The sequence below is a fragment of the Ensifer sp. R-19 genome, assembly GCF_049905105.1.
Taxonomy (GTDB): Bacteria; Pseudomonadota; Alphaproteobacteria; order Rhizobiales; family Rhizobiaceae; genus Ensifer.
Genome location: NZ_CP184569.1, coordinates 3,677,234 through 3,702,500, shown reverse-complemented (window position 1 = coordinate 3,702,500; position 25,267 = coordinate 3,677,234). Strand labels below are relative to the sequence as shown.

General features: G+C 63.1%; 26 protein-coding genes (1 of these 26 only partly in view). 13 read left to right on the top strand and 13 right to left on the bottom strand.

The features are described from left to right. From hrpB to ACN9MO_RS17795, 3 genes are all read left to right on the top strand, one after another. Positions 1 to 596, top strand: the 3' portion of a protein-coding gene (gene hrpB, locus ACN9MO_RS17805; RefSeq protein WP_112995059.1) for an ATP-dependent helicase HrpB. It extends 1,864 nt beyond the left edge of the window; 596 of the gene's 2,460 nt are visible here — the last part of the coding sequence; the start codon falls outside the window, past its left edge; the stop codon is at positions 594 to 596. 34 nt (positions 597 to 630) lie between these two features. Beyond that, complete coding sequence (locus ACN9MO_RS17800; RefSeq protein WP_058327459.1) at positions 631 to 1,938, top strand: ActS/PrrB/RegB family redox-sensitive histidine kinase; 1,308 nt, start codon at positions 631 to 633, stop codon at positions 1,936 to 1,938. A gap of 80 nt (positions 1,939 to 2,018) precedes the next feature. Then, positions 2,019 to 2,603 (top strand): ActR/PrrA/RegA family redox response regulator transcription factor, encoded by a 585-nt coding sequence (locus tag ACN9MO_RS17795; RefSeq protein ID WP_057252080.1) that lies wholly within the window; start codon positions 2,019 to 2,021, stop codon positions 2,601 to 2,603. 5 nt (positions 2,604 to 2,608) lie between these two features. Here ACN9MO_RS17795 and ACN9MO_RS17790 read toward each other — a convergent pair whose 3' ends face one another. Continuing rightward, positions 2,609 to 3,142: an MmcB family DNA repair protein gene (locus ACN9MO_RS17790; protein ID WP_057252079.1), complete on the bottom strand. Its 534-nt coding sequence runs from the start codon at positions 3,140 to 3,142 to the stop codon at positions 2,609 to 2,611. 184 nt (positions 3,143 to 3,326) lie between these two features. On the opposite strand from ACN9MO_RS17790, the gene ACN9MO_RS17785 reads away from it, so the two are divergent. Together ACN9MO_RS17785 and ACN9MO_RS17780 are read left to right on the top strand one after the other, a co-directional pair. After that, positions 3,327 to 4,016, top strand: coding sequence for a L,D-transpeptidase (locus tag ACN9MO_RS17785; protein WP_057252078.1), 690 nt, complete (start codon positions 3,327 to 3,329; stop codon positions 4,014 to 4,016). A gap of 274 nt (positions 4,017 to 4,290) precedes the next feature. Then, positions 4,291 to 6,225 (top strand): HAMP domain-containing methyl-accepting chemotaxis protein, encoded by a 1,935-nt coding sequence (locus tag ACN9MO_RS17780; protein ID WP_113133117.1) that lies wholly within the window; start codon positions 4,291 to 4,293, stop codon positions 6,223 to 6,225. A gap of 117 nt (positions 6,226 to 6,342) precedes the next feature. Here ACN9MO_RS17780 and ACN9MO_RS17775 read toward each other — a convergent pair whose 3' ends face one another. Both ACN9MO_RS17775 and ACN9MO_RS17770 read right to left on the bottom strand, forming a co-directional pair. Beyond that, a complete protein-coding gene (locus ACN9MO_RS17775; protein WP_113133118.1) occupies positions 6,343 to 8,514 on the bottom strand; it encodes a malate synthase G in 2,172 nt (723 codons plus the stop codon). A gap of 205 nt (positions 8,515 to 8,719) precedes the next feature. Then, a complete protein-coding gene (locus ACN9MO_RS17770) occupies positions 8,720 to 10,723 on the bottom strand; it encodes a hydantoinase/oxoprolinase family protein (RefSeq protein WP_113133119.1) in 2,004 nt (667 codons plus the stop codon). A gap of 151 nt (positions 10,724 to 10,874) precedes the next feature. Here ACN9MO_RS17770 and ACN9MO_RS17765 point away from each other — a divergent pair, with 151 nt between their 5' ends. After that, positions 10,875 to 11,504 carry a hypothetical protein gene (locus ACN9MO_RS17765; protein ID WP_162728022.1) on the top strand — a complete coding sequence of 210 codons (630 nt, stop codon included), beginning with the start codon at positions 10,875 to 10,877 and terminating at the stop codon, positions 11,502 to 11,504. Here the strand turns inward: ACN9MO_RS17765 and ACN9MO_RS17760 are convergent. The 5 genes from ACN9MO_RS17760 to hslV all read right to left on the bottom strand — a co-directional run bounded on the left by ACN9MO_RS17760 (position 11,458) and on the right by hslV (position 16,439). Beyond that, complete coding sequence (locus tag ACN9MO_RS17760) at positions 11,458 to 12,852, bottom strand: cytochrome P450 (protein WP_057252073.1); 1,395 nt, start codon at positions 12,850 to 12,852, stop codon at positions 11,458 to 11,460. The two genes, ACN9MO_RS17765 and ACN9MO_RS17760, sit on opposite strands and share 47 nt — an antisense overlap. Before the next feature lie 74 nt (positions 12,853 to 12,926). After that, positions 12,927 to 13,871 (bottom strand): DUF1402 family protein, encoded by a 945-nt coding sequence (locus ACN9MO_RS17755; RefSeq protein WP_093233504.1) that lies wholly within the window; start codon positions 13,869 to 13,871, stop codon positions 12,927 to 12,929. Between the two features lie 195 nt (positions 13,872 to 14,066). Further along, on the bottom strand, positions 14,067 to 15,371 hold the full coding sequence (gene hslU / locus ACN9MO_RS17750; RefSeq protein ID WP_057252071.1) for an ATP-dependent protease ATPase subunit HslU: 1,305 nt from the start codon (positions 15,369 to 15,371) through the stop codon (positions 14,067 to 14,069). Then, entirely contained in the window at positions 15,368 to 15,892 is a 525-nt protein-coding gene (locus tag ACN9MO_RS17745) for a GNAT family N-acetyltransferase (protein ID WP_058321588.1), read from the bottom strand. Before ACN9MO_RS17745 ends, hslU begins: the two co-directional genes overlap by 4 nt. After that, the gene (gene hslV, locus ACN9MO_RS17740; protein WP_057252069.1) at positions 15,882 to 16,439 is read right to left on the bottom strand and encodes an ATP-dependent protease subunit HslV; all 558 of its coding nucleotides are present in this window, start codon (positions 16,437 to 16,439) and stop codon (positions 15,882 to 15,884) included. The genes ACN9MO_RS17745 and hslV overlap by 11 nt, the downstream gene beginning before the upstream one ends. Positions 16,440 to 16,732: 293 nt before the next feature. Between hslV and hisB the strand changes: the two genes are divergently transcribed. Genes hisB through coaA form a run of 7 tightly spaced genes read left to right on the top strand, consistent with a single transcriptional unit; the run spans position 16,733 to position 21,359 of the window. Continuing rightward, complete coding sequence (hisB, locus tag ACN9MO_RS17735; RefSeq protein WP_057252068.1) at positions 16,733 to 17,341, top strand: imidazoleglycerol-phosphate dehydratase HisB; 609 nt, start codon at positions 16,733 to 16,735, stop codon at positions 17,339 to 17,341. A gap of 23 nt (positions 17,342 to 17,364) precedes the next feature. Then, positions 17,365 to 17,835, top strand: coding sequence for a DUF2628 domain-containing protein (locus tag ACN9MO_RS17730; RefSeq protein ID WP_112995065.1), 471 nt, complete (start codon positions 17,365 to 17,367; stop codon positions 17,833 to 17,835). Further along, positions 17,835 to 18,485 carry an imidazole glycerol phosphate synthase subunit HisH gene (hisH, locus tag ACN9MO_RS17725; protein ID WP_058321589.1) on the top strand — a complete coding sequence of 217 codons (651 nt, stop codon included), beginning with the start codon at positions 17,835 to 17,837 and terminating at the stop codon, positions 18,483 to 18,485. The genes ACN9MO_RS17730 and hisH overlap by 1 nt, the downstream gene beginning before the upstream one ends. Before the next feature lie 29 nt (positions 18,486 to 18,514). Continuing rightward, a complete protein-coding gene (gene hisA / locus ACN9MO_RS17720; protein WP_058321590.1) occupies positions 18,515 to 19,252 on the top strand; it encodes a 1-(5-phosphoribosyl)-5-[(5-phosphoribosylamino)methylideneamino]imidazole-4-carboxamide isomerase in 738 nt (245 codons plus the stop codon). Positions 19,253 to 19,254: 2 nt separating this feature from the next. Further along, on the top strand, positions 19,255 to 20,031 hold the full coding sequence (gene hisF / locus ACN9MO_RS17715; RefSeq protein WP_058321591.1) for an imidazole glycerol phosphate synthase subunit HisF: 777 nt from the start codon (positions 19,255 to 19,257) through the stop codon (positions 20,029 to 20,031). Positions 20,032 to 20,046: 15 nt separating this feature from the next. Then, the gene (locus tag ACN9MO_RS17710; protein ID WP_057252063.1) at positions 20,047 to 20,370 is read left to right on the top strand and encodes a phosphoribosyl-ATP diphosphatase; all 324 of its coding nucleotides are present in this window, start codon (positions 20,047 to 20,049) and stop codon (positions 20,368 to 20,370) included. Next, positions 20,367 to 21,359, top strand: a complete 993-nt coding sequence (coaA, locus tag ACN9MO_RS17705) for a type I pantothenate kinase (protein WP_058321592.1) — start codon at positions 20,367 to 20,369, stop codon at positions 21,357 to 21,359. The genes ACN9MO_RS17710 and coaA overlap by 4 nt, the downstream gene beginning before the upstream one ends. Before the next feature lie 16 nt (positions 21,360 to 21,375). Here the strand turns inward: coaA and ACN9MO_RS17700 are convergent, their stop codons facing one another. The 5 genes from ACN9MO_RS17700 to ACN9MO_RS17680 all read right to left on the bottom strand — a co-directional run bounded on the left by ACN9MO_RS17700 (position 21,376) and on the right by ACN9MO_RS17680 (position 25,149). Then, the gene (locus tag ACN9MO_RS17700; RefSeq protein WP_112995067.1) at positions 21,376 to 21,987 is read right to left on the bottom strand and encodes an alpha-ketoglutarate-dependent dioxygenase AlkB; all 612 of its coding nucleotides are present in this window, start codon (positions 21,985 to 21,987) and stop codon (positions 21,376 to 21,378) included. 9 nt (positions 21,988 to 21,996) lie between these two features. Next, positions 21,997 to 22,434 carry a hypothetical protein gene (locus ACN9MO_RS17695; protein WP_286161523.1) on the bottom strand — a complete coding sequence of 146 codons (438 nt, stop codon included), beginning with the start codon at positions 22,432 to 22,434 and terminating at the stop codon, positions 21,997 to 21,999. 2 nt (positions 22,435 to 22,436) lie between these two features. After that, positions 22,437 to 22,910, bottom strand: coding sequence for a peptidoglycan-binding protein LysM (gene lysM, locus ACN9MO_RS17690; RefSeq protein WP_043616146.1), 474 nt, complete (start codon positions 22,908 to 22,910; stop codon positions 22,437 to 22,439). 78 nt (positions 22,911 to 22,988) lie between these two features. Next, positions 22,989 to 23,423: an alternative ribosome rescue aminoacyl-tRNA hydrolase ArfB gene (arfB, locus tag ACN9MO_RS17685; RefSeq protein WP_058327468.1), complete on the bottom strand. Its 435-nt coding sequence runs from the start codon at positions 23,421 to 23,423 to the stop codon at positions 22,989 to 22,991. A 115-nt stretch (positions 23,424 to 23,538) separates the two neighbouring features. Further along, complete coding sequence (locus ACN9MO_RS17680) at positions 23,539 to 25,149, bottom strand: phosphoenolpyruvate carboxykinase (protein ID WP_112995068.1); 1,611 nt, start codon at positions 25,147 to 25,149, stop codon at positions 23,539 to 23,541. Positions 25,150 to 25,267: the final 118 nt, after the last annotated feature.

Below are 25,267 nucleotides of genomic sequence, written 5' to 3'. Positions count from 1 at the left end.
CGCTTGCCGACGGCGTGCGCCAGCTCGGCCTCACCGTCTTGCCGTTTTCGAAAGAGGCGATGCAGATGCGCGACCGCATCGGCTTCCTCAACCGCTCGATCGGCGAGCCCTGGCCGGATGTCTCCGATCAGGCGCTGCTCGATCGTCTCGACGACTGGTTCGTGCCTTTCCAGCATGGCGTCACCGCCATTGCCGACATCAAGGCGTCCAACCTCTCGGACGGGTTGCTCTCCCTCATTCCGCACGAGCGGCAGCGGGAACTTGCCCGGCTTGCACCGACGCATTTCGCGGCGCCGACCGGACAAAGGCACCCAATTCACTACGACGGCGACGAGCCGCTTCTATCGATCCGGGTGCAGGAGCTCTTCGGCCTGAAGATCCACCCGGCGATCGGCGACGGCCGTCTGCCGCTGCTACTCGAGCTGATCTCGCCGGGCCATCGCCCGATCCAGACGACGCGCGACCTGCCCGGCTTCTGGGCGGGCTCCTGGCGAGATGTGCGGGCCGACATGCGCGGGCGCTACCCGAAGCACCCCTGGCCCGAGGATCCGGCCAATGCGGCGCCGACGACACGGGCAAAGCCGCGTGGTACATGAGACGAAATCCTCGATGACTGGAATGCAAGCACGAATGACCACAGTTGCGCTCGAACACAACAACGACCAGACCAGCAACCGCAGCCTGCGCCTGCAGACGCTCGTCCGGCTGCGCTGGCTTGCCGTCGGCGGCCAGTCGATCGCCGTCCTCACCACCGCCTTCTGGCTGCAGTTTCCGCTGCCGCTGATTTCCTGCCTGGTGCTGATCGCCAGCCTGGCGCTGGTCAACTCCTATGTGACGCTGCGCTATCCGCCAACCCACCGGCTGCAGCCTCCTGCCGCTTTCGCGCTTCTCGGCCTCGATCTCGCGCAGATCACCGGGCTCTTGTTCATCACCGGCGGACTTACCAATCCCTTCGCACCGCTGCTCTGCGTCCCCGTCATCATCTCTTCGGCATCGCAGCCGAAATCGCACAGCATCATCCTTGCCGGCCTTGCGGTGATCGCGATCACAGCACTTGCCTTCTCGCCTTTTCCACTGCCCTGGTATCCGGGCACGGTTCTCCTGATGCCGCGGGTTTTGACCGCCGGCATCTGGTTTGCGATCGTCTCGATGACCGCCTTCGCCGCCTTCTATACATACCGCGTCTCGCTGGAAGCGAGCGAACTGTCAGAGGCTCTGACGGCGACAGAACTCGTGCTGCAGCGGGAAAAGCACCTGTCGCAACTCGATGGACTGGCGGCCGCAGCCGCTCACGAACTCGGCACGCCGCTGGCGACCATCAGTGTCGTCGCCAAGGAGATGGAGCGCGAGCTTGGCAACGATCCACGCTTCGGCGAGGACGTGCATCTGCTGCGCAGCCAGAGCGAACGCTGCCGCGATATCCTGAAGCGGCTGACGACGCTCTCCTCCGAAAGCGAGGAGCACATGCGCATGCTGCCGCTGTCGTCGCTGATCGAAGAGGTGATGGCGCCGCACCGCGAGTTCGGCATCCACATCAATCTCGTCGAGAAAGGTGACCGCGCCACCGAGCCGGTCGGCAACCGCAATGCCGGCATCCTTTATGGGCTCGGCAACCTGCTCGAAAATGCTGTCGACTATGCCAAGAAGGAAGTTGCCGTGACGGTCGAGCACACCGCGGACCGCGTGAAAGTGACGATCGAGGACGATGGCGACGGCTTCGCCCCGGATATCCTGCAGCGCATCGGCGAGCCCTATGTGACGCGGCGGCAGAAGGACGACAGCGCCGGTGGCCTCGGGCTCGGCCTCTTCATCGCCAAGACCCTGCTTGAACGTTCGGGCGCGCGCCTGCGCTTCGAAAATGGCGGACCCGACAGGCCAGGCGCCCGGGTCAGCGTCGAATGGCCGCGCGCCCTGATGGATACGAAACTGGCGAAATGACATTTCGCAGTTTATTGAACGAGACCAGAAGAAACCTATAATCTCGGCGAAAGCGCAGGTTTTCGCTCAAGGATTCCAGAATGACCGACAAATCGACAGCTTCGCCCAGCACACCCGCACAGGACGCCGAACTGATCGGACCGGACCGCACCCTGCTGCTCGTCGACGACGACGCACCGTTCCTCAGGCGCCTTGCCCGCGCCATGGAAGCCCGAGGCTTTTCAGTCGACATTGCCGAATCGGTCGCTGAAGGCATTGCCAAGGCCAAGGGCAATCCGCCGAAATACGCCGTCATCGACCTGAGACTCGGTGATGGCAGCGGCCTCGACGTGATCGAGGCGATCCGCGGACGGCGCGATGACACGCGGATGATCATGCTGACCGGCTACGGCAATATTGCCACCGCCGTAAACGCCGTGAAGCTCGGCGCCGTCGACTATCTTGCCAAGCCGGCCGATGCCGACGACATCTTTGCGGCGCTCGTTCAGCGCCAGGGCGAGCGCGTCGAGCCGCCGGAAAACCCGATGTCGGCCGATCGGGTTCGCTGGGAACACATCCAGCGTGTCTATGAGATGTGCGAGCGCAATGTTTCGGAAACGGCGCGCCGCCTCAACATGCATCGCCGGACGCTGCAACGCATTCTTGCAAAGCGCGCGCCGAAGTAACGGCGTCAGCCGCCGCTGTCGCGGTTGCCCGTGAGGATGTCGCCGATCTGATCGCCGAGTTCGCCGTTGCGCTCGGCTGCCCACTCCGCAAGCATCAGGCGCTGCGCCGCCGTGCGGGCAAAGAGCTGCAAGACCGATTTGCGCGTCGCCGGCGGCAGTTTGTGTTCGGGCGCCTCGCGAACGATGTGCCCTTCATAACCATCCGAAAGCAGCAAGCCGCATTCCTCGGGGAAGATATCGAGCGGCACGCCGGCATGGGTTGCGAAGAACAGCCGGTCGCAATGCTGCCGGTAATCCGGCCATTTGCGGTCGACGCGAAAGTCCTCGATCGAGGTCTTGATCTCGACAATCCAGATTTCGCCCTTGACCGACAGCGAGATCAGGTCGGCGCGCCTCCCGCTCGCCAGCGTCAGTTCCGGCAGCACCGAATGGCGCAGTTCGGCGAAAAGCCGCTGCACGCCGCGACGCACCATCATCGCGCGATTCGACTGTCGGCCGTCGATCAGCGGGTTGTCGTCATGGATGGAGAGGATGGTCATGCGCCCGGTGTCCCTTTGGGCCGGTCATTTTGTTGCAAAAAAACAAGGGTCATGGAATTTGCACTTTCCAGCCAAATTGTGGCCGCGCAATCTCTTGCATAGCACAGACTAATCGAAAATAACCGTAGTCACTGACGGTCGCGGCGACCCAGTTTTTACTTCGCTTCTTTTTTAAGAGACTCCCATGCGCTTCCGCAATGCCTTCCTCTTGTGCGGCCTCGCGGCGACACTCGCTGTTGCCGGCTGCTCGACGACGTCGTCCAAGCCCGAAACGGCTGCGAACGAACCCGCTCCCGTAGCGCAAACGGTCGCTACGAATCAGATTTTCAACGGCGATTATGGCGCAGTTGAGGATCACGGTTACGCGCTGCCCGCCATTCCGATCAACAAGGTCGATACCCGGTTCCATCGCCAGATCGTCGACTACACCACCAGCGAGCGCCCTGGAACGATCGTCGTCAACACGCCGAATCGTTTCCTCTATTACGTGCTGCCCGGCGGCAAGGCCGTTCGTTACGGCATCGGCGTCGGCAAGGCCGGCTTTGCATGGGAAGGCGAAGCCTACATTGCCTGGAAGCAGGAATGGCCGATGTGGCATCCGCCGAAGGAAATGGCCGAGCGCAAGCCGGAAGTCGCCAAGTATGTCGAGGAAGGCATGGGTCCCGGCCTCAAGAACCCGCTCGGCGCCCGCGCACTCTATCTCTTCAACGACCAGGGCAAGGACACGCTGTTCCGCCTGCACGGTACGCCGGAATGGTCGTCGATCGGCACCGCCGCTTCGTCCGGCTGCATCCGCCTGATCAACCAGGACATCATCGATCTCTATTCGCGCGTTCGCCCCGGCAAGAACGCCCGCGTCGTCGTCCAGCAGTAACCGGGCTGCATCAGCCATCCGAAGCCGCCGACACCAGTCGGCGGCTTTTTTTACGTCGTTACTCAACCACCATTTGCCGGTGATGCGATGCTGCAACGGAGCGCTTCAACCACGCACAGTTGCCGTTCGAAAACACCCTCAAATCAGGGTCGCGAAAACCGGCTGCGTGACGCGGAAAAGTTCAAATTCGACTTAAATTCAGCCGCTTATTAAGTAAGCGTTATCTAAACAAACGAAAGAGTGTGCCCAGAAATTCCGCTCGGGAGGGACTGGCATGCTGATCAAGACCAAGCTTATCGGCGCGATTGCGCTTCTGTCATCCATAGCCATCGGCATCGCCATTTACAGTCAGAGCACGCTGTCGGAAACCGGCGACATGATGGATGCGGTCTATGCCGATCGCATCGTGCCGCTAAAGAACCTCAAGGCGACTTCCGATGCCTTTGCAGTCTCGATCGTCGATGCTGCACACAAGGTCCGCAACGGCAACGAAACGATGGAGAGCGGGCTTGCCTCGGTCAATGCCGCGCGAGAGACGATCAAGACCAACTGGGATGCCTATGCGGCAACCTCGATGACCGATGAGGAACGACGGCTCGTCGACAATGCGCGGAGCCAGATGGTCGTTGCGATGGATTCGATCATGGCGCTGACGCAAATTCTCTCAGCCAAGGACGAGAAGGCACTCGATGCCTTCGTGCGCGACAAGCTCTATGCGACAATCGATCCGCTGACGGCGACGATCTCCGAGATCTCGGACCTGCAGGTCGAACTTTCCGGCACGGCCTTTGAAGCCAAGCATCGCGAGTTCGAAACGGTGCAGACGCTCAGCATTGCCATCATCGTTCTCGTCATGGCGCTTGCCGGCGGCACCTTCCTTGTGGTGCTGCGCGGCGTCGTCGGACCGCTCGGGCGCCAGATCGCCGCCATGCGCCGGCTGATCGACGGCCACGTCGAAGATGCCGACGAGCCGGTAAACGGCAAGGACGAGATCGCCGACATGGCCCGTGCCATCCAGTCCTTCCGGGAGGCCGCGCGATCGAATCTGCGGCTGCAGGCGGAGGCCGAGGAGACTCGCCAAACCGGCGAGGCCGAGCGCGTTCGCGTGCAGAGACAGGCGGAACAGGACGCACAGCAGCGGCTGACGCAAGCGACCGCCGGTCTTGCCGCCGGGCTGCAGCGGCTTGCCAATGGCGATCTCGCCGTTCGGCTGCATGAGCCCTTCGCCGCCGAGTTCGAACAGCTGCGGCATGACCTCAACAAGGCCGCCGGACAGTTGAACGACGCGCTGCTGGCTGTCGCCGACAGCGCCGGCAACATCGGCATGGGCACGCGCGAGATCAGCCAGAGCGCCGACGATCTCTCCAAGCGGACCGAACAGCAGGCCGCGGCGCTCGAGGAGACAGCCGCCGCGCTCGACCAGATCACCGCCAATGTCAGCAACTCTTCGAGACGGACGGAGGAGGCGCGCGACGTCGCCGGCGAGGCGAAGACCAGCGCGGCCCAGTCGGCCGTCGTCGTCGCCAATGCCGTCGAGGCGATGCGGCGGATCGAAGAATCCTCCAGCCAGATATCCAGCATCATCGGCGTCATCGACGAGATCGCCTTCCAGACGAACCTCCTGGCGCTGAACGCCGGCGTCGAGGCGGCGCGGGCCGGCGAAGCGGGCAAAGGCTTTGCCGTGGTCGCCCAGGAAGTGCGCGAACTTGCCCAGCGCTCGGCCAAGGCCGCGAAGGAAATCAAGGATCTCATCCGCACATCGAGCCAGGAGGTCGAAAACGGCGTGCGCCTGGTGCGCGACACCGGCGAAGCGCTGCAAACGATCGAGGCGCATGTAATCACCATCAACGAACATATGGCCGCGATCGCCACTTCCGCCCGAGAACAGTCCGTGGGCTTGAGCGAGGTCAACACCGCCGTCAACCAGATGGATCAGGTGACGCAGAGGAACGCGGCAATGGTCGAGGAAGCCAATGCCGCCTCCGCCACCCTGGCGCAGGAAGGTACCAATCTGCGCAACTTGATCGGACGCTTCATCCTCGCCGGAGAAACCCAGGCACAGGGTGGATCAAGGGCCCCTGCCCCGGCAGCCGTTGCGACCGCAACCCGCGACCAGGGGCGGACTGTTGCCCAGGCAGCCCGGCGACCAGCCGTCTATGCAACACAGGGCAACGCCGCACTCGCCACAGACGGCTGGGCCGAATTTTAGGCCACCGGCGGAGACGACTGGCGGGCGCATGGAGGCTGGGACCGCGCTTGAAAAAACAGAGCCGTGCGTTCAGACGAACACACGGCCCTGCACCAATATTCAGACGTCAGGGATGAATCAGGCGGCGTTGCGCGCCTTCAGCTCCAGCCGGCGGCGGTGCAGGACCGGCTCGGTGTAGCCGTTCGGCTGCTCGCGGCCCTTGAGAACCAGGTCGAGGGCCGCCTGGAAGGCGATCGAGCCGTCGAAGTTGCCGGCCATCGCGACATAGAGCGGATCGTCGGCGTTCTGGCCGTCGACGACGGCGGCCATGCGCTTCATCGTGTCGACGACCTGGGCTTCGGTGACGACGCCGTGCTGCAGCCAGTTGGCCATGTGCTGGGCGGAGATGCGCAGCGTCGCGCGGTCTTCCATCAGGCCGACATTGTTAATGTCGGGAACCTTCGAGCAACCGACGCCCTGGTCGACCCAGCGCACGACGTAACCCAGGATCCCTTGAGCGTTGTTGTCGAGTTCGCGCTGGATTTCCTCCGGCGTCCAGTTCGGGCGGACCGCAACCGGCACCGACAGAATGTCGGAGAGCTTGGCGCGGGTGCGGCTCTTCAGGCTTGCCTGGACCTCGGCGACATTGACGCGGTGGTAGTGCGTCGCATGCAACGTCGCGGCCGTCGGCGACGGAACCCAGGCGGTGTTGGCGCCGGCCTTCGGGTGGGCAATCTTCTGCTCGAGCATCGCTGCCATCAGATCGGGCATGGCCCACATGCCCTTGCCGATCTGGGCGTGGCCGGAAAGGCCGCATTCGAGGCCGATATCGACGTTCCAGTTTTCGTACGCGCCGATCCAGGCAGCCTGCTTCATGTCGCCCTTGCGGATCATCGGGCCGGCTTCCATCGAGGTATGGATCTCGTCGCCGGTGCGATCGAGGAAGCCGGTGTTGATGAAGACGACGCGCTCGCGGGCAGCGCGGATGCATTCCTTGAGGTTGACCGTGGTGCGGCGCTCCTCGTCCATGATGCCCATCTTCATGGTGTTGGCGGGCATGCCGAGCGCCTTTTCGACGCGCGTGAAGATCTCGCAGGCAAAGGCGACTTCTTCCGGTCCGTGCATCTTCGGCTTGACGACATACATCGATCCCTCGCGGGAGTTCATGCGGCGGCCGCCGTTGCCGATATCGTGTAGGGCAATCAGCGCGGTGACCATGGCGTCCATGATACCCTCGGGCACTTCCTTGCCGTCGCGGTCGAGGATAGCCGGATTCGTCATGAGGTGGCCGACATTGCGGACCAGCATCAGCGAGCGGCCGGGGAGCGACAGCGTGCCGCCAGCGGCGGCCTCGTAGGTGCGATCGGCATTGAGGCGGCGGGTGAAGGTCTTGCCGCCCTTGGCGACTTCTTCTTCGAGGTCGCCCTTCATCAGGCCGAGCCAGTTGCCGTAGACGACGACCTTGTCTTCGGCATCGACGGCCGCGACCGAATCTTCGCAATCCATGATCGTGGTGATCGCCGATTCGAGGATGACGTCCGAGATACCGGCCGGATCTTCCTTGCCGATCGGCGTCGAGGCGTCGAGGACGACGATCGCATGCAGATTGTTGTGCCGGAGAACGATCTCCGACCGCGTGCCTTCGGCGCCGGAATAGCCGGCGAATTGAGCGGCGTTGCGCAGCGTCGTGTTCGAGCCGTCCTTAAGGCCAATCTCCAGCGCGCCACCCGCAACCTTGAGCGAGGTGACGTCTGCCCAGTTACCCTTCGCGAGCGGCGCGCTGGCATCGAGGAAGTCGCGGGCCCAGGCGATGACCTTGGCGCCGCGCTTTGGATTGTAGCCGCGGCCCTTCTCGGCACCATCGGCGTCCGAAATCGCATCCGTGCCGTAGAGCGCGTCATAGAGCGAACCCCAGCGCGCATTGGCAGCGTTGAGCGCATAGCGCGCATTCATGACCGGGACGACGAGCTGCGGACCGGCGATCGTCGCGATTTCCGGATCAACATTGGCGGTCGAAACGCTGAAGTCGCCACCTTCCGACAGCAGGTAGCCGATATCGCGGAGAAAGGCCTGGTAGGTCTCGATGTCGCTGGGGGCGCCGTTCTGCCTGTACCAGGCGTCGAGTTTGGCCTGCAGCTCGTCGCGCTTGGCGAGCAGCGCCCGGTTCTTCGGCGCCAGATCGTGCACGAGGGCGGAAAGCTGCTCGAAGAAATGTTCTGCATCGATGCCGGTGCCCGGCATCGCCTCTTCCACCAGGAAGCGATGGAGACCCGCATCTATCTTCAACCCAAACTTCTCAATGCGGTCCATCTGCCAACTCCTTGAAATAGACGTAAGGAGCGTCACCGATCCGGACGGATGCGATGAGAACGCCCCAACATGTTGATCTTGCGCCTGTAGCCGATCGCGGACCAGCCCATGCGCAACGCGCGCGTGAAACGGCCGCAGTTTCTCACCAATTCATTCCCTGTCAATTCTGCAAGGATGCGAAGAATTGTTTCCGAAATGGAAAAGATCAGTCGTGGGCAATGCGCGGACGTCCGCTGGCGGACGCGATGAACCGGGCCTCGATCAGCTTGCGGCTGCCCTCGACTTCCGGCGCATCGATTTCCTCGCGCAGCATCGAAGCGGGATCGTCCGCTCCATTGGTGCGCGCCGTTTCCAGCGCCACGGCTTCGGCTCGCCGCCGGGCGGCGCCGAAAGCCTGTTCCTGGTCGAGAAACCGTTCGCTGGCCCCGGCACCGTTGACGACGAAGATGCCTTCCTCCGGCATCGTCACGAAAACCGTGACCGTAGCGCTGACCTGGCCGACCACGGCGCCAACGGCATTGGCGACGCCGGCCTCTTCGGGAATGGCGGCATCCGTTCCGAGCATCTCGGCGATATCAGGGTAATAAACCGGCGCCGAAGCGCCGAGGCCGACGAGCGGACGGTCGAGACCAAGCGAGAAGCGGACGATGCCCGGCGTGCGCGTGAGCGCCCGGTCGACGGCCTGCGAAACGGCTGGATCGATGGCACCGGCACCATCCTCGCCGAGACAGGCCTGCAGGATGACCTCCGAGGATTTCCGCGTCAGCCGGTCGACGATCATCTGCGCCATGGCTTCCGGGGAGGAAGCGATTGGCTGACCGGAGCCGTCGCGGGTGCGCGCTGCAAGCTGAATGCCAAGCTGAGCCGCTTCAAGGTTCCATTGCGATTGCCGGCCGAGCACATGCATGGCGTCCGACGGCGTCAGGCCACAGATATGCACGAGCCCGCGCCCCACCAGCCGATCGAGAGTCGCCTTCTGCGGGGTCGAGACCAACAGGGTCTCCAACGCCAGCGGAACCGCACCGATGCGCTCATAGAGCGCCTGCTCCTGCGGTTGCAGGCCGCTGGCAAGATGATCCGGCAGGCCGGTGCGGACCGCAAACCGGCCATTGTTGCGCCCGGTATGCTGGGCGCGCATCTGCTTTTCGAGCACCGAGATGACGGCGTCGCCATGCAGGGCGGCCGCGAGGCTGAGCGGCATCACCCGGCGCGGGCCGAGATCGATCTTCGCCTTCAAGCCTCGGTCGTTGATGCGCACTTCCGAATCGCCGCCCAGGCCGTAGGTCCGCATCGCCACCGCCTCGACCATGGTGCGGAAGCCGCCGACAACGGCGCCTTCGGCATCGAGCCGCGGACGCCCGCCCTCGAGTACCGCGACGTCGGTCGTGGTGCCGCCGATGTCGGAGACCACCGCATTGTCGAGGCCGGTCAGATGCCGCGCGCCGACAAGGCTTGCGGCCGGACCGGAGAGGATCGTCTCGATCGGGCGCAGCCGCGCCTCCTCCGCCGAGATCAAGGCTCCGTCGCCGCGCACCACCATCATCGGCACGTCGATGCCGCGCGCCTTCAGGAAGCCTTCACAGGAGCCGATCAGCCGGTCGATCATCGACACCAGCCGGGCGTTGAGCAGGGTCGTCAAGGCACGGCGCGGGCCGCCGAGCTTCGAGGACAGTTCATGGCTGCAGGTCACCGGCAGATGCGAGACTTCGCGAATGCGGTCGCGGACGCGCTTTTCATGATCCGGATTCCGAACGGCGAAGTAGCCGGCAATGGCGAAGGAGGAGACCTGGCCGGCAAGCGCCGGCAGCGTGGCATCGAGCTCGCTCATGTCGAGTGGGGTTTCGCCGCCGTGCACATTGTGGCCGCCCGGCAGGAAGATCACCGGATCGGAGCCCAGCGCCTCCAAGAGACCATCGCGCTTCAGATCGTCGGGGCCAAAGCCGATCATGACAAGACCGGCGCGGCCGCCCTGCCCTTCGACGAGCGCATTGGTCGCAAGCGTCGTCGACAGCGAGACCATGCTGATTGCAGAAACCGGCACTTTCGCCTGATCGAGCACCGCTTCGACCGCGCCGGAAATACCGACTGCGAGGTCGTGGCGGGTCGTCAGCGCCTTGGCTTTGGCGACCACCCCTTGCGTTTCCGAGAAGAGAGCGGCGTCGGTATAGGTGCCGCCGGTGTCGATGCCGAGAAGAAAATGAGAGGTCAATTCGCGCAGTCCGGAATTCGCGCGGGGCGCAAGGCCCCGGGTTCAATGGGGATCGATGCGGTGATATGACATATTTCAAGAGAAAACCATCGTGCCGCAGACATAGATGATCAACTGGGCGACACGGGTCAAAAGATGGGGACACCTGCGCATGCTCGAAGGCCGCCGTCCGTCTATTTTCGTCTGGCTCCCGTTTGCCGCTTTCATCTGGTTTCCGCTGAACCTGGCCCAAGCACAGGACGCGGAGGAAGAAGAGTACAAGCCGCAACTTCCGGATGTCGCGATCTACAAGGCGATGCTCGACGCCAACAAGCAGACCGGCTGGGTGCAGTTTCGCGACTATGACGACCGGCAACTGATCTACTTCACCGCATTGCAGACGATGCATTGCCGGCTATCGGAAATTCGATATTCGATCAATTCGGACACGCTTGATCAGCGCTTTCCGCTGGCGAAGTGCAATCCGCAGATCCCGTTCAACCTGCCGGCCGATGAGACGGCCGAGTATGTCTATATCTCGCTGCCGGCCGACACCGCGAAGACGCTGACGATCCAGGCGGTGTGGGACGATGGTGCCGGAAGCGAGATTGTCGTCTACAAACAGTGCGACAATGTCGGCGACGCCACCTGCGCCCAGATCAAGACGATCAAGAAACCGTCGAAGATACTGCAGCAGCCGAAGCCGGCCGACTCGCCGGTGCGCTCGGTACAGTCGCCGATCCCCGGCAAGACCTTCAGCGAACCGACACCTTCATCGGCAACCCGCCCCGCGGTTGAGTAGTGAGGCGCTGCACCGGCCAGGGATTTGTCTCCTCGGTCAGATCGAAACGGTAGCGATGCATCATCACGGCGAGCGCGATCACGGCTTCCTGTAGCGCGAAAGTGGCGCCGATGCAGACGCGCGGGCCGGCGCCGAAGGGCAAATATTGGTAACGATGCAGCTTCTCGCGGTTCTCCGGCAGGAAACGCTCGGGCATGAACGCGCGGGGCTTATCCCAGTAAAGAACGTGGCGGTGCAGCGTCCACGGCATGATCAGCACCGCGATGCCCTTGGGGATGCGTACCCGCTTTCCGGTGGGGGAAGTCCACTCGTCCTCTTCGATCGCGGCCCGGTTGATCGACGGCGCCGGCGGATAGAGCCGCATCGCCTCCTCGAAGGCGGCAAGGACATGCGGCATCAGGCCGAGCCATTCGACCGGATCGGCACCGCTTGCGATCGCGGCATCGATCTCGGCCTCCATCGTCTCGCGATAGGCCGGCGTGTTGGCGATGCAATAGAGCGTCCAGGCGAGCGCCCGGGCGGTTGTCTCGTGCCCGGCACCGATGAAGGTCAGGATGTTATCCTCGATCTCCGCAGTCGAAAGGCCCTGACTGCCCTCGATCTCCAAAAGCAGGGTCAGGAAATCCTTGGGCGTGCCCTCGGGATCCGCCGCCATCTTGCGCCGCCGGATCGCCATGGTCTCGGACACGATCGAGCGGAACCGGTTCATCACCTTCTTGCCGCCGATCCGGGTTGGGCGCGGTATCCATTCCGGCGCGAGCAGAATGTCCATGGGATCGACGCGGCCCATGCGGTGCAGGAGTTCCTCGACGCTCTGGACAAACCCTTCCCGCTCCACCGCCACCTCACCGGAAAACAGCGTTTCGGCAAGAATGTCGAAGGTGAGTTCCGTCATGTCGTTGGCGATGTTGGTCGTGAACGGAGCTGTCTTGGCGCCGGCATAGCGCTCGACGAATGCTTCCGAGCTTCGCAACATCTGGCCTGCGAAACCCTTGGCGTGGCGCGGTGTGAACACCGGCGCCATGGCTTTCCGCGAGCGCTTCCAGACCTCGCCTTCGGCCGTCAGCAAGCCGTCGCGCAGGATCGGCCTGAGGATCAGCCGGCGAACCTTCGACATTTCGTAGTTGCCGACATTGTCGACGAGGATGTGACGGATGAGACCGGGATCGTTGACGATCAAAGTGCGCTGGGTGACGAACTTCGTCTCGATCCAGGGCAAGGTGTAGGATGGCTCGCCCCACAGTTCGAGCGGATTGCGTAAGACCGTCCTGATGATCTGCAGGTAGGAAGGGATGCCCACTCGAGGAACGGGAGCCGGCGGTTCGAAGGGCTCCGGACGCATGTCCATGGTGATTGCCTTTCTCGATTGCGCCAATGATTTCAGGTTTTTACGGCGCAATCAAGGAAAGTGCTTCACGTGAATCACAACAGGCTTTCAAGCTCCGAAAGCTTGTCGTTGACGAGCCAGCCGTAATAATTCTCCTCCGGCCATTGCGCTTGTCCGCTCTGGATCTTGGCGGCAAGGGCAGCTGCGCGGCCGTCCGGATTGCCGACATTGTAGAGCGTCGCCGTGATGCCGGGATTGTCGGAAATGTCGAGGCCGGCGATCGACTTGTAGGCGTCGATCGAATGGCGGATCGAGGCCGCCATATAGGCGAGCGACACATCCGGATCCATGATCGCCTCATAGACGCCAGCGGCGTTGTTTTCATCGAGGCGGTCGTAGCCCGACGTCTTTGCGACGATGTCGGTCAGCATCAGCGCCGTCAGCGGGTTGATCTGGCCGAGGCCGAAGGTCTGGCCGGCAAAGAACGGCTGGAAGAAAACGGCGCTGAAGCGGTTGTTCGGGAAGGACTTGCCGCCAACCGACTTGCCGCGGAAGTCGTTGTCCCAGACCCGCTCGCGGCAGCTCCAGAGCGCATAGGCACCCTTCTTGGCACCGCATTCGGAAAATTGCGGCCGGGCGACGAACTCGGCGACCGTTTCGCCATCATAGCCGAACTGGAAGCTGTTGCCGGCGTAAGCGGCCGCCTTGACGTAATAGGACTGCAGCCGGTCATAGGCGTCGACATTGTAGGTATGCTCGCCGACGATGGCGCCGACCATGTGGATCGGCGCGATGCCATAGGCGCGCGACACGGACTTGATCTTGCTGATCAGCTGTTTGTCGGTCGCCAGCAGATCCCGGACTTTCTCGAACTTGGCATCGAAGGAGGTGCGGCCGGCCTTGGTTCGGCGCACGGAAGCGCCGGGGATACCGGGCTGCTCGACGTTGCGGTTGCCCGGCGGAACGGCGGTCGCCGCGATTGTCTGGCTTGCGGTCAGGCAAAACGTGGCGATAGCGAGCATGCAGGCGGTAAAACGCACGATCTCTTCTTCCTGTGACTCGTGGAGGCTGCCTCGGTCGGCGGGGCGGCTCCTACGCCAAGATCATGTCGGAAAGATGCCCGGGCCACGATCAATTTCCGTGTCCGTGTTAGAAAAAATGCGGGCGCCTGTCGAGAGACAGGCGCCCGGTCTATTCTGGGTTGCGGGCGTTTGCGCGCCTCGACGACCGAAATGTCACAGGATGTAGCGCGACAGATCGGTGTTGGCAGCGAGATCGCCGACATGCTTGCGCACATACTCCGCGTCGATCGTCACCGCCTGTCCGGCGCTGTCGGGCGCATTGAACGAGATCTCGTCCAGTACGCGCTCCATCACCGTCTGCAGGCGGCGGGCGCCGATGTTCTCGACACTGGCATTCAGCTGCACCGCGACATCGGCGAGCGCATCGATCGCGTCGTCGGTGAAGTCGAGCTTCACCTCTTCCGTGTCCAAGAGCGCCTTGTACTGGCGGATGAGGCTCGCTTCGGTTTCCGTCAGGATCCGGCGGAAATCTTCCTTGGTGAGCGCACGGAGCTCAACGCGGATCGGCAGACGGCCCTGCAATTCCGGAAGCAGGTCCGAGGGCTTTGCCACATGGAAGGCGCCGGAAGCGATGAACAGGATGTGGTCGGTCTTGACCGGTCCATACTTCGTCGCAACCGTCGTGCCTTCAACGAGCGGCAACAGGTCGCGCTGCACGCCTTCGCGCGACACGCCGGCGCCCATGCCGCCCTCACGCGAGGCGATCTTGTCGATCTCGTCGAGAAAGACGATGCCGTCGTCTTCGGCCGCGCGCATTGCCTCGCGCTGGATCTGCTCGTTGTCGAGCAGTTTGTCCGACTCGTCGTTGATGAGCAGCTCATAGGAGGCCTTGACCGTCGTCTTGACCTTCTTGGTGCGGGCACCCATCGCCTTGCCGAACATTTCCGAAAGGTTGAGCACACCGATATTGGCGCCCGGCATGCCCGGAATTTCGAAACCACCCGGCGCACCGGTCTCGGCGAGGTCGACCTCGATCTCCTTGTCGTCGAGTTCGTTGGCGCGCAGCTTCTTGCGGAACGAATCGCGCGTCGCCGGCGAGGCCGTGGCGCCGACCAGTGCATCGAGCACGCGCTCTTCGGCGTTCTGGTGCGCCTTGGCCTTGACTTCGGCGCGGCGTTTTTCGCGCACGAGGCCGATCCCGACCTCGACGAGGTCACGGATGATCTGCTCGACGTCGCGGCCGACATAGCCGACCTCGGTGAACTTGGTCGCCTCAACCTTGACGAAGGGCGCGCCGGCGAGCTTGGCCAGACGCCTGGAAATCTCGGTCTTGCCGACACCAGTCGGGCCGATCATCAGGATGTTCTTCGGCATGACCTCATCGCGCAGCTCGTCGCCGAGCTGCTGGCGGCGCCAACGGTTGCGTAGCGCAATGGCGACGGCCCGTTTGGCGTCGTTCTGGCCGATGATGAAACGGTCGAGTTCCGACACGATCTCTCTGGGTGAAAACGTACTCATGTAGTCCTCTCAAATTCGGTCCGCGTCAGTTCCATCAGGAGCGTGCGACCAGATACATCTATCCATTCTGCGTAGGGCACGAAGCCGGCCTTGGTGTAGGCGCTGACCGCCCGGCGGTTGCCCGCATCAGGGTCGATCACGATGCGGGACGCGCCGGCGGCAAAGAGCCGTTCGGCAAAAGCTCGGAGCGCCAGCGAGGCGACACCCCTGCCCGTCAATTCCGCGGGGCCGACGAAGATATCGATACCGGGCACATCGGCCGGCAGATCCTTCGCCCAGGGCTCCTCGTCCGGATACTGAAAAGGCATCCAGGACTGGATGTAGCCAGCCGGCTCGCCGGCCACGTGGAAGATGAAGCCCTCCACCTCTCCGGTCGCGCAGCCTTCGCGGATCAGTTCCACTTCCTTGTCCGGATCGCCCCACCATTGCCGCACATGCGGTTCACTCAGCCAGGCATGCAGCAGCGGCAGATGGTCATCAACCACCGGCGCGAAGCTGACATGCTTGGGCTCATTCGGCATCCAACGTCTCCACCACGATATTGTGGTTGGTATAGACGCAGATGTCCCCGGCGATCTGCAGCGCCCGCCGGGCGATATCCTCGGCCGACTTGTCGCTGTCCATCAGGGCGCGCGCTGCGGCAAAGGCGTAGTTGCCGCCGGAGCCGATGGCGATGGTGCCGTGTTCCGGCTCAAGTACGTCGCCATTGCCGGTGATCGCCAGGGTTATCGACTTGTCGGCGACCAGCATCATCGCTTCGAGATTGCGCAGATACTTGTTGGTGCGCCAGTCCTTGGCAAGTTCGACCGCCGCGCGCATCAGCTGGTCGGGGTACTGTTCAAGCTTGGCCTCGAGCCTTTCGAGCAGCGTGAAGGCGTCGGCGGTCGCGCCGGCAAAGCCGGCGATCACGTCGCCCTTCGCGAGACGCCGCACCTTGCGCGCATTGCTCTTCATCACGGTCTGGCCGAGGCTCACCTGGCCGTCGCCGGCCATCACCACCTTGCCATCCTTGCGTACCGTGATGATGGTCGTCGCATGCATCGTTCCGTAGGGATTGTGTTCACTCATGAAGATACCTGTCGGCCCCTGATACTTGGGGGCGTTTACTTGGGGCGTTGCGGCTCTGAACGAGCCTGGTTGCTTGAGGCCTATGTAAGTACGGCAGACACATTTGCAAATGGCAACCGCCCGAGGGTGCAATCTTCGTTCAGGGCCCGGTGTCGGATGATTCGAATCAACGCTCAAGTTCTGGATATTTCAGCATTTGCCTGATAAGGAGCGGCCGAGATCGCAAGCGAGCGCGAGATGAGGAAACCGCACAGACTTTCCTCCCCCCGCACTGGCGCATACAGGAGAGCCCGATGGCAGAAGCCACGTCCAGCCGCACCGCACAGGTTTCGCGTAAAACCAACGAGACCGCGGTGTCCGTATCGGTCAACATCGACGGCACCGGCGTTTCGAAGATTTCGACCGGTGTCGGCTTCTTCGACCATATGCTGGACCAGCTCGCCCGCCATTCGCTCATCGACATGGAGATCAAGACCGACGGCGACCTGCATGTCGACGACCACCATACGGTCGAGGACACCGGCATTGCCATCGGCCAGGCGCTCGCCAAGGCGCTCGGCGACCGGCGCGGCATCGCCCGTTACGCCTCGCTCGACCTTGCCATGGACGAGACGATGACCCGCGCGGCAGTGGACGTTTCCGGCCGGCCGTTCCTCGTCTGGAACGTTGCCTTCAGCGCGCCGAAGATCGGCACCTTCGACACGGAACTCGTGCGTGAGTTCTTCCAGGCGCTCGCCCAGCATGCCGGGATCACGCTGCATATCCAGAACATCTACGGCGCCAACAACCATCATATCGCCGAGACCTGCTTCAAGTCCGTCGCCCGCGTGCTCCGCACCGCAACCGAAATCGACCCGCGCCAGGCCGGCCGCGTTCCCTCGACCAAGGGGACCCTTGCCTAAGCGGCCAGTCACTGGCTGAACCCATGGCTTCTTACCTGATCCTCACCCCGCCGGGTGCGCGCGCCGACGACGAGCGAACACGCTTCGTTGCCGACGGCTTCTCCTGGGGCGCCTTTCTCTTCCCGGCGCTCTGGCTTCTCTTCAAGCGGCAATGGGCAATCGGAATCGCAGTTGCTGTTCTGCAGATTTCGTTAATCTCCCTGTCGAGTCTCGCAGGCGGTTTCCTTGCATCGGTGCTGGTGCAGATCGCGCTGCGGCTGCTCGTCGCGCTGGAAGGGCCAGTTCTGGTGGCACGCAGCCTGACGGCTCGTGACTGGACGCTTCGTTCCATCGTGCCGGCACCCAATCTGGAGACGGCGGAAGAGATCTATTTCACGAGCGTGGCACCGGGCGAGACAAAGCCCGCCACCCCTTCCCCGGCCGATTGGACCGCGCGCAAGCCCTCAAACGGCGGACCCGGCCTCGGCCTTTTTGATTCCTACGGAGAACGCTGATGCGCGTCGCCATCATCGACTACGGCTCGGGCAACCTGCGCTCAGCCACCAAGGCCTTCGAACGGGCCGCTCGCGAAGCCGGCATTTCAGCCGAGATCGACCTCACCGACAAGCCGGAGCGGGTGGCGAGCGCCGACCGCATCGTGCTTCCGGGTGTCGGTGCCTATGCCGACTGCCGCCGTGGCCTTGCCGCCGTCGACGGCATGGAGCAGGCGCTGACCGAAGCGGTGGAACAGGCCGCCCGGCCGTTCCTCGGCATCTGCGTCGGCATGCAGCTGATGTCGTCGCGCGGGCTCGAAAAGACCATCACCCACGGCTTCGGCTGGATCCCCGGCGATGTCGTCGAGATGACGCCCACTGATACCGCACTGAAGATCCCGCAGATCGGCTGGAACACGCTCACGCTCAAGCGCGAACATCCGCTGTTTGACGGCATCCGGGTTGGCGAAGGCGGCCTGCACGCCTATTTCGTGCATTCGTACCATCTGGCCGCCGAGAACGCCGGCGACGTTGTCGCCGAAGCGGATTACGGCGGTCCGGTCACCGCCTTCGTCGCCAACGGCAACAAGGCCGGCTCGCAGTTCCACCCGGAAAAGAGCCAGGCCCTCGGCCTTGCCCTCATCTCGAATTTCCTGCGCTGGAAGCCCTGAGCTTTCGCCTCTCTCGATTGGACAGACCCATGATCCTATTTCCCGCGATCGACCTGAAAGACGGGCAATGCGTACGCCTGAAGCTCGGCGACATGGACCAGGCGACGGTTTACAACCCCGACCCGGCGGCCCAGGCCCGCGCCTTTGAAGAACAGGGCTTCGAATGGCTGCACGTGGTCGACCTCAACGGCGCCTTTGCCGGCGAGACGGTCAACGGCGCGGCCGTCGACGCCATCCTCAAGGCGACCCGTAACCCGGTGCAGCTCGGCGGCGGCATCCGCACGCTTGACCATATCGAAAACTGGCTGTCGCGCGGCCTTGCCCGCGTCATCCTCGGCACGGTCGCTGTGCGCGATCCGGCACTCGTCATAGAAGCCTGCCGCAAGTTCCCCGGCAAGGTCGCCGTCGGCATCGACGCCAAGGGCGGCAAGGTCGCCGTCGAGGGCTGGGCCGAGGCCTCCGAGCTCGGCGTGATCGAGCTTGCCAAGAAGTTCGAGGGCGCCGGCGTTTCGGCGATCATCTATACCGATATCGACCGCGACGGCATCCTGACCGGCATCAACTGGCCCTCGACGCTGGAGCTGGCGGATGCGGTTTCCATTCCGGTCATCGCGTCAGGCGGTCTTGCCTCGATGGACGACATCCGCCGCATGGTTGCCCCGGACGCACACAAACTCGAAGGTGCCATCTCCGGCCGCGCGCTCTATGACGGCCGCATCGACCCGCAGGAAGCGCTGGATCTGATCCGCGCCGCGAGAAAGGCCTGACCATGTCCCTCAAAGCCCGCGTTATCCCCTGCCTCGACGTCAAGGACGGTCGTGTGGTCAAGGGTGTCAACTTCGTCGACCTGATCGACGCCGGCGACCCGGTTGAGGCGGCCCGCGCCTATGATGCCGCCGGCGCCGACGAACTCTGCTTCCTCGACATCACCGCCTCGTCGGACAATCGCGAGACGATCTTCGACGTCATCGCCCGCACCGCCGAACAGTGCTTCATGCCGCTGACCGTCGGCGGTGGCGTGCGCCAGGTCTCCGACATCCGCAAGCTGCTGCTTGCCGGCGCCGACAAGGTGTCGATCAATACCGCTGCCGTGAAGAACCCGGACTTCGTTGCGGAAGCCGCCGACAAGTTCGGCAACCAGTGCATCGTCGTCGCCATCGACGCCAAGAAGGTGTCGACGGACGGCGAAGCGGACCGCTGGGAGATCTTCACCCATGGCGGACGCCAGCCGACCGGCATCGACGCGATCGAGTTTGCCCGCCGCGTCGTCGACCTCGGCGCCGGCGAGATCCTTTTGACCTCGATGGATCGCGACGGAACGAAGAGCGGCTACGACATCGCGCTCACCCGTGCCGTGGCCGATGCGGTGCGTGCCCCAGTCATCGCGTCCGGCGGCGTCGGAAACCTCGACCACATGGTTGCCGGCATCCGCGACGGTCATGCGACCGCCGTGCTCGCCGCCTCTATCTTCCACTTCGGCACCTATAGCATTGGCGAAACCAAGCGCTATATGGCGGAGCATGGCATCGCCATGCGCCTCGACTGAGCTTCAGGATCTTCCATGGCTGACTTCACACTTTCCGATCTCGAGGCCATCGTCGCGACACGCGCGAAGGCGGCGCCGGACGAATCCTGGACGGCAAAGCTGGTCGCGAGCGGCCAGCCGAAGGCGGCCAAGAAACTCGGGGAAGAGGCGGTCGAGACGGTGATCGCGGCCGTCAGCAACGACCGCGCGAATCTCGTCGCCGAAAGCGCCGATCTCATCTATCATCTGATGGTCGTATTGAAGATCGCCGACGTTCCGTTGCAGGATGTGCTGAACGAGCTCGCGCGGCGAACCAACCAATCTGGCCTGCAGGAAAAGGCAAATCGGCAGACCCCATGACGATAGCGGCCAAAGACATCGAAGCGGCGGACCTGCCGGACAATCTGCAGCAGCGGGACTATTCCCCCTATCATTTCTTCACCGCCGAGGAATGGTCGCGCTTTCGCGCCGATACGCCGCTGACGCTGACGGCCGACGAAGTGCAGCGGCTGCGCTCGCTGAACGACCCCGTCGATCTCGGTGAAGTCCGGCAGATCTACCTGTCGCTATCGCGCCTGCTTTCGACCCATGTGGAATCGTCGCAGATGCTCTTCGAGCAGCGCAAGCGCTTCCTCAGCATGTCCGAAACGAAGACGCCCTTCGTCATCGGCATTGCCGGATCGGTCGCCGTCGGCAAATCGACCACGGCCCGTATCCTTGCGCAGCTCCTGTCGCGCTGGCCATCGAGCCCGAAGGTCGATCTGGTGACGACCGACGGCTTTCTCTACCCGAACGCCGTGCTCCAGCGCGAAAACATGATGGATCGCAAGGGCTTTCCGGAAAGCTACGACGTGGGCGCGCTCCTGCGCTTCCTGTCAGCGATCAAGGCGGGCCAACCGAACGTCAAGGCGCCGAGCTACTCGCACCTGACCTATGACGTGCTGCCGGACCAGTTCACCGTCATCGACCGCCCGGATATCCTGATCTTCGAGGGCATCAACGTGCTGCAGTCGCGCAACCTACCGGCCGACGGCAAGATCGTGCCGATGGTCTCGGATTTCTTCGACTTCTCGATCTATATCGATGCCGAGGAGAGCCTGATCCATAGCTGGTACGTCAACCGCTTCATGCGCTTGCGCGAAACCGCCTTCAAGAACCCGGAATCCTACTTCCATCGTTATGCCACGATCAGCGAGGATGCGGCGCGCGCCATCGCCGAGGGCCTGTGGCACAACATCAACCTGAAGAACCTGCACCAGAACATCCTGCCGACGCGCCCGCGCGCCGACCTGATCCTGCAAAAGGGCCCGAACCACCTGACGGAAAAGGTGGCGCTCAGAAAACTCTGAGCGCTCGATAAGCCCGTCATGGATTGACGCGACGCAGCGTCAGGTTCACGCGGCCACCGTTCTTCAGCAGCGTCGACGTGTTCGGATAGATCCGGTCGACGCCATGGAACGCGAGCCGCCCTTCTCCACCGAGCACGACGACATCGCCGCTTTCGAGCCGGAAGGACATGGTCTGTCCCCCGCGCTGATTGCTGCCGACGCGGAAAAGGCAGCTGTCGCCGAGCGAGATCGAGACGACAGCCGTTTCCAGATCATGCTCATCGCGGTCCTGGTGCAGACCCATGCGGGCCTCCTCGGAATAGAAGTTCACAAGACAGGCTTCCGGCATCTTTTGGCTGGCGGAAACTGCCTGCCAGATCTCGAGCACTATGTCCGGCATCGGCGGCCAGCGCCGGCCGGTCACCGGATGCTGAGCCTGGTAACGATAGCCGCGATCGCGATCCGTGACCCAGCCGAGCAAGCCGCAATTGGTCATGCGAACCGACATGGGTTTTCCGGTCTTCGGCATTTCCGGCACGAAGAGCGGTGCTTCGGCAACGACACGACGAATCGCTTCGACGAGTTGTTCCTGCCGGGTGCGATCGAGATAGCCCGGGATATGTCTGATCCCTTTCGGGAGCACCTGCATTGGAAGCCCCTATTGCTCCAGGCCGAGAAGTGCTGCCGGCACGCCGTAGCGAAGCGGCCAGCCGGCATAGGCGACATCCGTCGGCCCGACCACGTGATCGACGAGGTTCCAGCGGCTATTGTGGAAGCTGACCAGTGCAAACACCGTCAGACCATCCATCATGTCAGCCTCGTCACGCAACCCGGTTTGCGCAAGGTCGATAGTGCCGCCACCGGGACGTTGCGGCTCGACCTGCAGGAAGGCCCAGTTGGGTGCTGCACGTATCGTCGTGACGACGAACTCGACCGGACCGCGCATTTCGGCCTCCACCGCCGGACGGATCGCGTCGAGGATGGCGGCACGCTCAGTACTGCCCTTGGCCGGTTCACGAAACGGTTGCGCCAGACAAGCGCCGGCAAGCCAAAGGCTCGCCAGCGTCGCGATTGCAAGACGACGCGTGAACGACACGCTCAGGCCGCGTCCAGATCCGGAATGCGCAGAACCTGGCCGGGGTAGATCTTGTCCGGATGCGTCAGCATCGGCTTGTTGGCTTCGAAGATGACGGTGTGCTTGGCACCCTTGCCCTTGCCGTACTGCGCTTCGGCGATCTTCCAGAGGTTGTCGCCCTTTTTGACCGTATAGAAGACCGGCGCCTTGGCGGGTGCCGGTGCGGCGCCAGCATCGGCAACCTTGAGCTCGGAGGCCTCAACTGCCGAGACGCCGAGCGTGTTGCCGACGGCGACCACGGCCTTTTCGAAGACGCTCTGGTCCTTCACGACACCCTTCAGCACGACCTTGTCACCGGCCACTTCGACCTGCACGTCCTTTGTGCCGAGATCGTGGGATGCAAGTTCCTTCTGAACGCTTTCGGCATCCGGGGCGTCATCGTCGCCGCCGATGCCAAGCTTCTTGCCGGCGTTCTTGATAAAGCTGAAAAGACCCATGAATATCTCCTTTTGCGAAAACACTGCTCGGTAAGAGAGGGCGCCGCCTGCCAAAGGCAAGGAGCGGCAAAAAAGAAATCAGTCGCCGGCCGGCCGCCCCCGAAGCTTCTTGATCTCGCCGCGCCCGGACTTCTCCTTGAGACGGCGCTCGACGGAGCCGCGGGTCGGTTTCGTCTTCTTGCGTGGCGGTGGTGGCGGCTCCGCGGCCTTGAGAATCAGTTCCTTCAGTCGCTCGCGCGCATCTTCGCGGTTGCGCTCCTGGCTGCGAAACCGGCTGGCCTCGATCATCAGCACGCCCTCTTTCGAGGCACGACGCCCGGCAATCTTCAGGGCGTTGGCCTTGATGCGATCGGAAAGCGCTGGAGAGGCCAGCACGTTGAAGAACAGCTGAACGGCGGTCGACACCTTGTTGACGTTTTGCCCACCCGGCCCGCCGGCCAGCACGAATTGCTCCGTCAGCTCCCAGCCGGCAATCACGATGCTGTCGTTTATGTAGAGCGTGTCGCTAGCCATGGTTCACCTCGCCCCGATCTATGGCACAGAGCGAACCTCTTGAAAACATTCGCCACGAAAACGAAAAACCCGGCCGTGGAAGGCCGGGTTTCACGTGAATCATAGCTGACGATGTTTATTCGGCGGCAAGCTTGGTGCCGGGAGCCGCGTCGCGGACGCTGCCATCAACATGTTCTTCGAACTTGGCGAAGTTGGCGATGAACATATCGACGAGGCGGCGGGCCTGGGCATCATAGGCCGCACCATCGGCCCAGGTCGATCGCGGATCGAGGATGCCGTCGTCGACGCCGGGGACCGAGACCGGAACGGCGAAGCCGAAGTTGGCGTCGGTGCGCAGTTCAGCGGCGTTCAGCGAGCCGTCGAGGGCTGCGGCGAGCAGAGCGCGGGTCACCTTGATCGGCATGCGGCTGCCGGTGCCGTAGGCGCCGCCTGTCCAGCCGGTGTTGACCAGCCAGCAGGTAACGCCGTTCTTGGCGATCAGGTCCTTCAGAAGGTTGCCGTATTCCGACGGATGCCGCGGCATGAACGGCGCGCCGAAGCAAGTCGAGAATGTGGCTTCCGGCTCGGTGACGCCCTTTTCCGTACCGGCAACCTTGGCCGTGTAGCCGGAGAGGAAGTGGTACATCGCCTGTTCCGGCGTCAGCTTGGCGATCGGTGGCATCACGCCGAAGGCATCGGCCGTCAGCATGATGATCGTGCGCGGCTGCGGCGCGGTGCCGGTGGCGCTGGCGTTCGGGATGAAGTCGAGCGGATAGGCGCAGCGGGTGTTTTCCGTCAGCGAACCATCGTCGAAATCCGGAACGCGGCGCTCATCGAGAACGACGTTTTCCATGACCGTGCCGAAGCGGCGGGTCGTCGCGTAGATTTCCGGCTCGGCAGCTTCCGACAGGCGGATCGCCTTGGCATAGCAGCCGCCTTCGAAGTTGAAGACGCCGTGCTCGCCCCAGCCGTGCTCGTCGTCGCCGATCAGCGTGCGGGTCGGGTCGGCCGAAAGCGTCGTCTTGCCGGTGCCGGAGAGACCGAAGAAGATCGCCGTATCACCGGCCGGGCCGACATTGGCCGAGCAATGCATCGGCATCACGCCCTTCTTGGGCAGCAGGTAGTTGAGAACCGTGAAGACCGACTTCTTCATTTCGCCGGCATAGGACGTGCCGCCGATGAGGATCAGAGCGTTGGTGAAGTCGCAGGCAATCACCGTCTCCGTGCGGCAGCCGTAGCGCTCCGGGTCAGCTTTGAAGCTCGGCAGATCGATGATCGTCAGCTTCGGCAGGAAGGAGCCGAGTGCCTCGCGGGCCGGACGAATCAGGAGATTGCGGATGAACAGCGAGTGCCAGGCATATTCGGTGACAACGCGGGTCGGAAGAGCGTTGTCGGCATCGGCGCCGCCAACTAGATCCTGCACATAAAGCGACATGCCCTTGGCGTGATCGAGCATGTCCTTTCGCAGCAGGGCGAAATGCTCCGGAGACATCGGCTTGTTGTTGTCCCACCAAATCTGGTCGTCCGTGTTCGCATCGCGAACCACGAACTTGTCCTTCGGCGAACGACCGGTGTGCTGACCGGTACGGGCGACGAGGGCGCCGTGTGCCGTCAGTTCAGCCTCGCCGCGGCGAAGAGCTTCCTCATAAAGCTCCGCGGCTTCGAGGTTGTACCGGACCGTTTCCAGGTCGGTAAAGCCGAGTTTTTCCAAGCCGTTCGCGAGATTGCGAGTGCCGAGTTGCTCCATGGTCAAGCTTCCTTCGTGTTTGGCCATTGGCGTTGAATTTCGCCGGACCATACTTGCATGCTCGCTCAAAAACAAGGCGGCGTCAAAAAAAGAATAATGATTTCAGTATATTAATCGA

Bases quoted from the DNA above. Each gene is read 5' to 3' on its own strand.
- ACN9MO_RS17760 (WP_057252073.1), bottom strand. From the start codon at position 12,852: ATGGACATGCGTCCGGAGCCCTTCGAACCGCCGGCTCCCGTTCCTCGA.
- hisA (WP_058321590.1), top strand. From the start codon at position 18,515: ATGATCCTATTTCCCGCGATCGACCTGAAAGACGGGCAATGCGTACGC.
- ACN9MO_RS17780 (WP_113133117.1), top strand. From the start codon at position 4,291: ATGCTGATCAAGACCAAGCTTATCGGCGCGATTGCGCTTCTGTCATCC.
- ACN9MO_RS17745 (WP_058321588.1), bottom strand. From the start codon at position 15,892: ATGCCGAATGAGCCCAAGCATGTCAGCTTCGCGCCGGTGGTTGATGAC.
- ACN9MO_RS17765 (WP_162728022.1), top strand. From the start codon at position 10,875: ATGCTCGAAGGCCGCCGTCCGTCTATTTTCGTCTGGCTCCCGTTTGCC.
- hisF (WP_058321591.1), top strand. From the start codon at position 19,255: ATGTCCCTCAAAGCCCGCGTTATCCCCTGCCTCGACGTCAAGGACGGT.
- ACN9MO_RS17680 (WP_112995068.1), bottom strand. From the start codon at position 25,149: ATGGAGCAACTCGGCACTCGCAATCTCGCGAACGGCTTGGAAAAACTC.
- arfB (WP_058327468.1), bottom strand. From the start codon at position 23,423: ATGGCTAGCGACACGCTCTACATAAACGACAGCATCGTGATTGCCGGC.
- ACN9MO_RS17700 (WP_112995067.1), bottom strand. From the start codon at position 21,987: ATGCAGGTGCTCCCGAAAGGGATCAGACATATCCCGGGCTATCTCGAT.
- hslU (WP_057252071.1), bottom strand. From the start codon at position 15,371: ATGAGTACGTTTTCACCCAGAGAGATCGTGTCGGAACTCGACCGTTTC.
- lysM (WP_043616146.1), bottom strand. From the start codon at position 22,910: ATGGGTCTTTTCAGCTTTATCAAGAACGCCGGCAAGAAGCTTGGCATC.
- ACN9MO_RS17800 (WP_058327459.1), top strand. From the start codon at position 631: ATGACCACAGTTGCGCTCGAACACAACAACGACCAGACCAGCAACCGC.
- ACN9MO_RS17795 (WP_057252080.1), top strand. From the start codon at position 2,019: ATGACCGACAAATCGACAGCTTCGCCCAGCACACCCGCACAGGACGCC.
- ACN9MO_RS17790 (WP_057252079.1), bottom strand. From the start codon at position 3,142: ATGACCATCCTCTCCATCCATGACGACAACCCGCTGATCGACGGCCGA.
- coaA (WP_058321592.1), top strand. From the start codon at position 20,367: ATGACGATAGCGGCCAAAGACATCGAAGCGGCGGACCTGCCGGACAAT.
- hslV (WP_057252069.1), bottom strand. From the start codon at position 16,439: ATGAGTGAACACAATCCCTACGGAACGATGCATGCGACGACCATCATC.
- ACN9MO_RS17775 (WP_113133118.1), bottom strand. From the start codon at position 8,514: ATGGACCGCATTGAGAAGTTTGGGTTGAAGATAGATGCGGGTCTCCAT.
- hisB (WP_057252068.1), top strand. From the start codon at position 16,733: ATGGCAGAAGCCACGTCCAGCCGCACCGCACAGGTTTCGCGTAAAACC.
- hisH (WP_058321589.1), top strand. From the start codon at position 17,835: ATGCGCGTCGCCATCATCGACTACGGCTCGGGCAACCTGCGCTCAGCC.
- ACN9MO_RS17785 (WP_057252078.1), top strand. From the start codon at position 3,327: ATGCGCTTCCGCAATGCCTTCCTCTTGTGCGGCCTCGCGGCGACACTC.
- ACN9MO_RS17730 (WP_112995065.1), top strand. From the start codon at position 17,365: ATGGCTTCTTACCTGATCCTCACCCCGCCGGGTGCGCGCGCCGACGAC.
- ACN9MO_RS17710 (WP_057252063.1), top strand. From the start codon at position 20,047: ATGGCTGACTTCACACTTTCCGATCTCGAGGCCATCGTCGCGACACGC.